This is a genomic window from Corynebacterium sp. HMSC055D05, assembly GCF_001810365.1.
Taxonomy (GTDB): domain Bacteria; phylum Actinomycetota; class Actinomycetes; order Mycobacteriales; family Mycobacteriaceae; genus Corynebacterium; species Corynebacterium coyleae.
This window is the reverse complement of record NZ_KV801055.1, coordinates 39,919-48,883: the sequence shown is the minus strand read 5'-3', so window position 1 is coordinate 48,883 and position 8,965 is coordinate 39,919. Positions and strand designations below refer to the sequence as shown.

The following is an 8,965-nucleotide window of genomic DNA, read 5'->3' as shown; positions in this document are numbered from 1 at the left end:
TCGGAATACCCCTACCAACTACGCGCACTCAGCAGTTTGCGCCGTCGGTCTTCGGCGCGTCGGAGATTGTCAGAAAATTCGTGCGTGAGGTGGCTTGTGTCTATCACGAAACAGCGGGCGCAGCCGGTCTCACTCACGAGGCTTTTCTCCCCCGCGGTGGAGTCCTCTCCGGCAGCTGCTCCTGAGCGACTGATCCGAATAGCACTTCCAGAGTTTTACCCGTCGTGAGCTTCCTCTGTTGATACGCGTTGAGCACTGCACTGCGATACAGAGGAGGAACTACGTCCAGTTCTTTAACCATCGGAATTGCAAAACCAGCATTTTGAAACTCATGACTGTCGGGTTTGCGTTCCATCTCAAACGCATAGGTTGTGCTGGTGATAACACCGAGGTTTGCAAGATGCCCAAGCGTGGCGTTCCAACTCACACCGCACTGAGAAGAAACCGCCATCGCGAGCGCTCTACTGTCTGCGTGTTTGGCCTCCATCCGTTCTACAAAGGAGCGCGGCATCAGCAGATGCGCAGCGAACGAATTCATAGCGCGTTCGACAGCTCCGTGTCCGCAACCAGTTTCGAAAGACGTGCGATACACCCAGTGCCCAAGCTCGTGTGCAAGCGTAAACCTGAACCGGAGAAGCCCAGCACACTTATCCACCAGGGCAATACCAAACTCATCATCTGGTTTGCGTTCAATCTCAGTTACCGCCCCTTCAAACGGAGAACCAAGGAAGGACTGGGCAAACACAAGTAAACCGACGCGCTCACAGAACGCAGAGAGATCCCTAATCGGCTCATCGCCTGCGTCTGCCCTGTCCCGCCCCTCTGCCGCTCGGCGCGCAATGACGTCATGATCCTCAACCAACCGAAAACCCTGGTGTACTGCGGTTGCGATAATGCCTTCGCCTACCAGTTGTTTGACGTGTACCGACAACCGTTCAAGCGCAAGATCGAATGCAGGAGAAAAGCCTCCCTCTGTTGCCGGCTTCCGGCTAGCAACGAGTTGTGGCCGTTCCTCCAGGAACCATCCAATTGGCAGTCCTGTCGATTCCGCGACCACTGCAATATCGAGCGACCGAGGTAAATCCTCACCAGATTCAATCGCGACTAGCCGCGCGGGCGAGATCGGCGATCCCTTAGTTGTCTCGGCGATGCTAAGTTCTGCAAGTTCTCGCACCAACGCCATACGTTGCGCGATCTTCCTCGCCTGCTTAACAGCATCAGTCATGCGAAAATTCTGCCACATCCTGAGATGCCGGGTTCTCGGTCCTCACCACAGTGCCGCTAAGCCAGCGGCCTAAACAGGGGAGGATCTAACTCCATTGACAAGGCCGGTATCTCGCGTAAGATCGTCCGCATAACTCCCCCGTCCTCTTCGGAGGCGGGTTTTCTTTTGCCAAAACTCCTACTTAAAAGCAAGCTGTTGCGAACGGACTTTCATTGGCGAAGAGCATCGGGATCGTTTCCACCTTCGGGCACCACTACCAACGCCATGGACGTTGCACTAAAACGAAAACGGGCGTTGCCCTGAACTCCGATGTTCAGGGCAACGCCCGTTTTCGACTATCTGCGAGATCCGTGCCGGTTACGCCGCTACCCTACGACGCCCCACAAGCGCACCCGCAGCGATCAGTGCACCACCAAGCAGGATCGGCAGCTGGAGACCAGCTCCACCGGTCTTCGGCAGGTCGCCCTGGCGGACGTTGGCGACTTCTAGATACGCCGTTTTCTTATCGGAGACGACGCTCCACACACCCTGGGTTGAGATATCGGAGACCCATTTGCCGTCCGATTCGTACTCAACCGCGACTCCTTGGTCCTGAACGGTCCCGCGGAACCGGACTGGTGCAGTGAGCAACGAGTACACAACGCCATCATCTTGTGTCGGTGCCTTCACCTCGACCAGGTCGTACTCCTTGCCTGGCTCAAGCACCGCGTCAAGGGTGTACGTGCCGCGTTCGGTACCTGGTTCGAGGTTCCACGTCTGGGGGTCCTTGCCTTCGGCTGCGGCAACCTCGCGGACTTCGAACTTCGCATCCGATAGTGTGTTGCTGCGGTTGTCCAGATCAACTTTCTTCACCTGGAGACCGAACTTCGGCTGGTCAGTCTTAGTGTTCGCGACGACACAGAAAACCGTTGCAACGTCGTCACCACTGGTGTTCACCGGAACTCTGAAGCCCGTCGCGCCCGCGTTCTGAACTTCCAGAGAGGACTCCTCACCGTTGAGATACTGCGTACACACAGCATTCTTCTTATCGTTCTTCTCACCACGCTGATATAGCTTGTAGCCATCTTGCTGGTACTCAGTAATCGTTGCCGTAGCCGGCTTGTCGGTGACCAGGTTCCAGGAAGCCTGCGGTTTGTCCGCACCTTCCTCTTTGGCGGTTTTCTTGGAATCCGCATAGACCAAGTCATTATTGCCCGCATCGATAATCGAACTGTTCGCCATCACCGAAAACTCCCAGTCCTTCGCACCGTCGGTGAGCACCTTGCCGTTGGCGTCGACGATCTGCTTTTGGACGATAATCCGCCCCTTGCAAAGTTGATTAATCTCGTTCGCGATTTTTTCAAGCTGACCGGCAAGCTGAGAATACTCGTTGATGTGAACCGTGCTACCCGTTCCGGAGATATCCTCACCCATTTCCTTTACGGTGCGGGTGCCGTACGTCCAGAGATGCTCTTGGTCGGTAACCTTCTTCCTTTTCGTGTTAACAATGTCCATCAGCCCATCGCTGCCTTTTTTCGTGTTGATAGCGGTTTCAGCGTTAACAATTAGATCCCACGAATTTGTACCGTTGCCTTTCGCATAGGCGGCACTCTCCCATCCCTCGTAGGCGGCATACTCCCCCTCGAGATCAATGAGGTAATCGCCGTTTCTTCCGCCCTTTTCATAAGCCCGGGTGCTTAGCAAGTCTTTGAGGATATAATCCTGCGTAACGGTGTTGTTGTTCCCGAGCGTGAGATCCACCATGACCGGAACGATCCTCGTGCCCTCCCGCTTCAATTCATTAGCTGCAAGGATCGCCCGGTTCAAAGAAGTAGCCTGCACGAATGCACCAGCGTTAGGAAGCAAAGCCTTGTTGGGGTCCCGGTCATAGTTTTGCCAACCATCGTTATCGTATGTCGGCATACCGTCTGTGATGAAGTACACGATGTCGTAACCAGACCCCTGCACCTGCTTCAAACCAGCCTCCCAGTTTGTCGCATTACCGGCGTTTTCCTTCTTCCACTCGTTGATTGCGCTGGTGATTTTGGGGTTTACTTCCCCGTTAACTGCTACATCTACTGGTTTTTTCCCTGTGGTTCCTTTAGTACCGGCCTTGGTCGCAAAGTTATAGATACCAACTTGGGTTCCTGGCGCATCCTTCAACGCATTGACCATTGCCGTAGCCGCGTCACGACTTCCCTCGAAACCGTCGACGTTGCCAACCGCATTCTGCAATGAGAGCGAGAGGTCAGCCACGATTGCGATCTTCAAACCGCATTTCTTCACCATTTCCGGGTTCGGAATTTGGTCGTTCATCCAATCCGATCCGTCAGGGTTGGTAGGTGGGAGGTCAGGGACTGGTTTCTCGGTAAGGGACGTACCGTGAATCGTCGCCACGACATCGACGCTCTGCGGGTCGTCGCTGAACTTGGAGGTCATGGTGAACTTTGCACCACTCGGCACCTCGACGGAATCGACCCGTTTCCCATTCTGTACTGGGTAGACCTCGTACTCGACGTAGTCCCCCGAAATACTCTTCACTACACGTTCAAAAGACGTCCCTGGCTCAGTCTTATCCAAATTGAAAGTGTAGCCCTCGATCGCGAAAATACTGTTCGGTGCACTGATACGGACAACTGCCTTAGAGAACGTCGATTTCCCATCGACGGTCGTGGTGGATTCGTAAGGGTTCTCGCCGGTGGTTTTCGCTGGGCTCAAACGAATTCCACCCTGTCCTTCCATAACGAATCGCTTCGTCTCATCGTCGATAGACGGAGTCTCATCCTCCGTCGGGGAGGTCTCCGTCGGGGAGGTCTCCGGCGGAGTGGGTTCCGTCGGAATCCTGAAGGAACCGTAGACCTCAACTACGTAGCGACTCCGGAGTGTATCGAGGTTGCGGTCCCATCCGTCAACCCCATCAACACCGATTTTCAGACTGTCTTGACCCGAATGGATGATCCACTCCTCGGGGACCGGCGAGTCTCCAGTTTCCGGATTGAAGAAAACTGCCTCGAAGCCTTTAATTCGATTCCGGCTGTCCCTTACTTGCGTGGGGCTTTTGAAATAGTGCTCCCCGTCCACACCATCGTTTTTGAGGACGACTGCCTCATCGTCAGCCTTACGACTGTTTTCCTCGGTGTTGCGAACCACAATGCGCGTGATTCTGATGTCCGGACCGACTTGATTCTCCAACTGACCGGTTGGACGAACTTCGAAGTAAGGGTCCGTGCCAATGTTGTTAAAGCGCTGCTTTTCCGTGCCAACAATCTCGGAGTTGAGCTGCACTTCCTCGGACCAGACGGTCTCAGCCGCAGCACGAGCCATCCCAACGCCCTCCGGCCTCACCGTGGCGGCAGCCTGGTCGGTGCGGCCGTAACCAGTTTCCGAAAGTTCGCGCGCGGTCGGGACTTCCTCCGGCTCAGCGATCGTGTAGTTGCCAGCTTTGGTGGTCTCGACCTCGATCTCCAGCTTCATCGGCGGGATGGACCAGAACGCGTCTTCGTCGATACCGATGACGTCGAAACCCTCGCCGTTAACATAGCCGAAGTACTGGGAGTCCAGCTCCTTGCCGTCAGCGGTGACGCTCACGATGCGGGTGATGTCGCCCTCGCCGGTGCGCTTCACACCCCAGATGTACTCGTCGGAGGCCTTACGCCCGGAGTCCCATGGGTTGTCGTCGGTGTCGCGAATGGTGATGTGGTCGATGTTTCCGGAACGCTCGACCGTCACTGAATTCGGCTCAACCACAACCGGTTTCGTCGTAGATGAAGATGCCGAGGATGCAGTCGAAGCAGTCGTCGACTCCTTCGTCTCTGGCACCGTAGTACCAGCCGCGGTGCTCGTAGTTGTAGAAGCAACCGGTTCCTGCGCGTCGACCGGGTAGGAGCCTAAGCCGGCAGCGAGCGCCAACGAGGCGACCACGGCAGCGACTCCACGAACGGAGCGACGGGCGCGCGAGCTCGCAGTGGCTGCAGGCTTCATTACGTTTCGCATAATCCTTGTTCCTAAATCCGCTTATCTACCGTGTCTGTTCTTCGTTTTTGCTTCGCCGGGCCAGCACGAACCCGATCAAAATGAGCAGTCCGCCGAGTCCTGCGGCCCACAGCACGTTCGCGCCTGTGGAGGCCAGGTCTCCGCCGCGGGTGTTATCCCCTGGTTTGGTGACGGTGGTCACCGAATTGGTTCGTGTAGTCACAACGGTTGTGGATCCGTCGGAGCGCGTGGTGGTCAGCGTGGTCTTGACCGGGGTAGTCACCGTGGTCACCGTGCTGCCCGGAGGAGTCGTTTTCCGGGTGGTCGGCGTGGTTTTCGTCGTCGGCTCGGTTGTTGCTGGGGTCGAGGTCCCAGGCGTTGGCGTCGGGGTTGTGGTTGGGGTCAGACCGCCGTCGTCGTCCCACTTGGTCACTACGACGTTTTCGTAGGTGAACCGCTCGCCCTTCACATCGCCCAGCGGCAGAATGATCAGCTGGGGGCTGGAGACGTGGTATTCATGGTCGTCGTCAGGTGCCTGCTCCTCGAGCAGGTACAGGCCGGCGCTGAGGCCGGTGAACTGCACCGCGCCGCGGGCATCGGTCGTTTTCTTATCGACGACACCAAGCCCCTTCTCACGCACCTTTTCCATCGTGAGGTTCTTGGCGCCTTCGCGGCCTTCCTCGGTGGTCACGTCGATGTCGTTTACACGGGAGAGCACGAAGATGGCGCCTTCGATGGCGGGGCGTTTCTCGCCGGCGGGGACGTCGTCGTAAGGGTTGGTAGCCCTCTTCCTCACCAGCAGAGAGATGGCGCGGGTGGTGTCCACGCTGTCGGCGGGGATGTTTTTGTCGTTGCCGGAGACCCCGCGGGCATCGGCAAACGGCATGAATGCCCCGGTGGCGAGGATGGACGCCGCGCCAAGAGTCGCGACAATCTTCGAAGCTCGCATTAGGACTGAACCTCCTTGTTCATAGCGTCCTTGCGGTCGCTCTTCTTCTTTTCGCGGATGATCCACCAGATCAGGGCCAGCAGTACCAGCAGGGAGACGCCGCCGAGGGCCCACATCCACCACTGGAAGGTGGACGTGGATTCGTCGAGAATCTGCGCTTCGTCCGGATCCATCGGCACGCGCTCGGCGTGGACCAGCAGGCGGTGCGTGTTGATGCCGTACGGGGTGCACGTGATCAGCGTGAGCAGGTCACGGTTGGCTTCGGCGCGCAAGCTGTCGGTCTCGTCCGGGAGCACGACCTCGATGTCGTAGACCTTGTACTTCATGCGCTCACCGAACGTGGAGACGTAGATGGCGTCGCCGACTTCGACGTCGGCGAGGTCGTCGAAAAGCGTTGCAGTCGTGAGCCCCGTGTGGCCGGTGATCACGGAGTGGAAGCCTTTGCCACCGGTCGGCAGTGCGGAGCCGTACAGGTGGCCGAGCCCCTTTTGCAGGGTGTTTTCGCTGGTGCCGTGGAAGACGGGCAGGCGGACGTCGATAGACGGGATCGCAATTTGCGACATCGCCGACACCCCCGCCAACTGCGCCTCATACGCCTTGTACTCAGCGTTGTCTTCACTGATGCGCGCAAGCCACGGGTCCAGAATCGGACCGTCGGTATGCGCGCGGTTGTACGCGACCGCCGCCTCGTACGCGCGGTTGACCTGCTCCGGCGGCGCCGCCTCGAGCTGGTCTTCGTAGGTTTTCGCTACCTGTTCCTGTACGCGGTTGTTTAGCTGAGTAGCAACCACCGGGTACATCAGAACCGCCAGACCAACGAGAATGATGAGGACAGGCAGCGCGACACGCTGGAAGAACGACTTCTGCGCCGGATGCTTCCGGTGCTTCGCCTTCACTGCTGTGGTCACGTTGTTGTCCTCTCTGGGGCCATCGCTTATCGACGACAACCCTTTCCTTCAAAACTGGAGCAGAAATTTAACGCCCTTCTGCTGGCGGGCGTGCGCTCCGGTTGGATCCGGAGCGCCTCCCGGGTTAGCGCTCGTTGGCGAGCACTAGCCCTGGAGTCCGCTTATGCGTTCTTGCTTATGCGGACTGGGAGTTGCGACGTGCCGCGTAGACACCGCCGCCGATGATCGCAAGACCAGCCAGGACGATGATCAGAACACCCATACCACCCGTTGCAGGCAACAGCGGCTTGGTATTAACAACCGTCACGGTCTTCTGGACCTTCTCGTACTTAACGTCGCCTACCTGCAGATCCTCATTCAGGTCGCTGTGCTTGAAATCGATCACTACAGGCTTGTTCAGCTTCTGGTAGCCCTTTGGAGCCTGCGTCTCCACAGCGCAGTAACGCTTCGTTACTTCAGCAACTTCTTTATCGTCGATGTAGTCCGTAACGTGAAGCGACTTGTTGAACTTCACCAGACCATCCTGATCGGAAACAATGCCAGTTTCGATGGCGTCACCAGTAGTTTTACCGGACTCATCACAACGGAAGAGGTCGAACTTAGCACCCGCCAGCTTGGTGTTTCCACCATCAGTCTTCACGAGTCGAAGCTCGCCGAGGTAAGTCTTGACTTCGTCCCAAGGGGTTTCCTTGGGCTCGTCGGTCGACTTGGTGTTCGGGCCGCGAACGATGGAGCGCGCGTTGTTGACGATTTCGCCGTCGCCAATCTTCTGCATCGTTGCGGTGAGGTAGACCTTCACCTCTACCGCTTCTTGCTTGCTCACGCGATCCAGACCGGCGCCGACGAAATTCACCGTCTTAGTGGTGTCAGCATCAGCCGGTCCACCCTCGATTTTGCCGTCCACCACCTCGTATTCACCTGCCGGGACCTCTTCCCCACCGACCTCAACCTTCGTAACCTTCACATCGGTCAGCTCGCTCTTACGGAAAGCATCCTGAACCGCAAAGGAGGTCAGCTTGTTGCCCGCCGGAACCACCGGCGCATTTGCGCTAATAGTGTAGTCGATGGTGTCGCCGGAGTTCTTGTCTTCATCCTTCACGGACTTTTCGACCTTCGTTTCCGTGTTCTTCGGATAGACAACCACATCATTGATGTTCTTGGTGCCGTCTGCGGTAGTTACCGGAACGCTGACCAGGAAGGCCGGACCAGTGATGTAGTTACTGTCGGCCGGAACGCCAGTTTCCTTGACACGGTAAACACCTTCAGGCAGGTTGGTGAACCTCACTTTACCGTCGGCGTCCGTCGTGCCTTCCGCCTTGGCTCCACCTTCAATCGGGGTCGCGGCACTTGCATCGTTGATCTTGTCCGGATTCGGTTTCACCTGTTCGATGGAGAATTTGAAACCTGCACCGAGGTCAGTGCCGGGCGCTGCATCCAGGGCACCGCCGTTGTAGTTGCCGTTCTCTTGCCAGTTTCCGCCGCGCTTGTGAACAGTGAGCGAGTATGCGGTGGTCGCTTCGCCAACACCAGCGTTTACGTCTGCAGCAAGCGCGTCCTGCGCGGCGATGCCGACGGAACCGGCGAAGGTCAGGCCTGCGGCGATTGCAATCGCGGCGGTCTTCTTCATGGCAATTGCCATAGTGGTGGTCCTTTCGGAGAAATGTTTGTCGCTGGGCCCTTTTCGGTCAGCGAGAGAAGTGTTTCTACACGGCGTGTCTTTCCGTGTGAATCTTCTGGGCCCAGCCTGGGCTCCACCGCAAAATTTAGTTTGTCGTACAACTAATTAAAAGTCCTAGTGGTTAGCTTTTTCGCACGCTAAGGCACGTTTTAGGAAGCAAATCCGGTCGTTGCGTCTAACGCGATTTGCCACCTGCACTTACATACAGCTGATTACATTCTTTTGTGGCGCTCGGCACATACAGGGGGGGGGGG

General features: G+C 57.1%; 5 protein-coding genes. All 5 read right to left on the bottom strand.

Annotation, left to right across the window (positions count from 1 at the left end; all coding sequences use genetic code 11):
* Nucleotides 1-133 precede the first annotated feature (133 nt).
* Nucleotides 134-1,225: an ImmA/IrrE family metallo-endopeptidase gene (locus HMPREF2734_RS04190; protein WP_070569490.1), complete on the bottom strand. Its 1,092-nt coding sequence runs from the start codon at nt 1,223-1,225 to the stop codon at nt 134-136.
* A 357-nt stretch (nt 1,226-1,582) separates the two neighbouring features.
* A complete protein-coding gene (locus tag HMPREF2734_RS04185; protein WP_070569487.1) occupies nt 1,583-5,185 on the bottom strand; it encodes an LPXTG cell wall anchor domain-containing protein in 3,603 nt (1,200 codons plus the stop codon).
* A 37-nt stretch (nt 5,186-5,222) separates the two neighbouring features.
* Complete coding sequence (locus HMPREF2734_RS04180; protein ID WP_070569484.1) at nt 5,223-6,125, bottom strand: prealbumin-like fold domain-containing protein; 903 nt, start codon at nt 6,123-6,125, stop codon at nt 5,223-5,225.
* Entirely contained in the window at nt 6,125-7,033 is a 909-nt protein-coding gene (locus HMPREF2734_RS04175) for a class C sortase (protein WP_070569481.1), read from the bottom strand. Before HMPREF2734_RS04175 ends, HMPREF2734_RS04180 begins: the two co-directional genes overlap by 1 nt.
* A gap of 175 nt (nt 7,034-7,208) precedes the next feature.
* Nucleotides 7,209-8,672, bottom strand: a complete 1,464-nt coding sequence (locus HMPREF2734_RS04170; RefSeq protein WP_070569478.1) for a SpaH/EbpB family LPXTG-anchored major pilin — start codon at nt 8,670-8,672, stop codon at nt 7,209-7,211.
* Between the last annotated feature and the right edge of the window lie 293 nt (nt 8,673-8,965).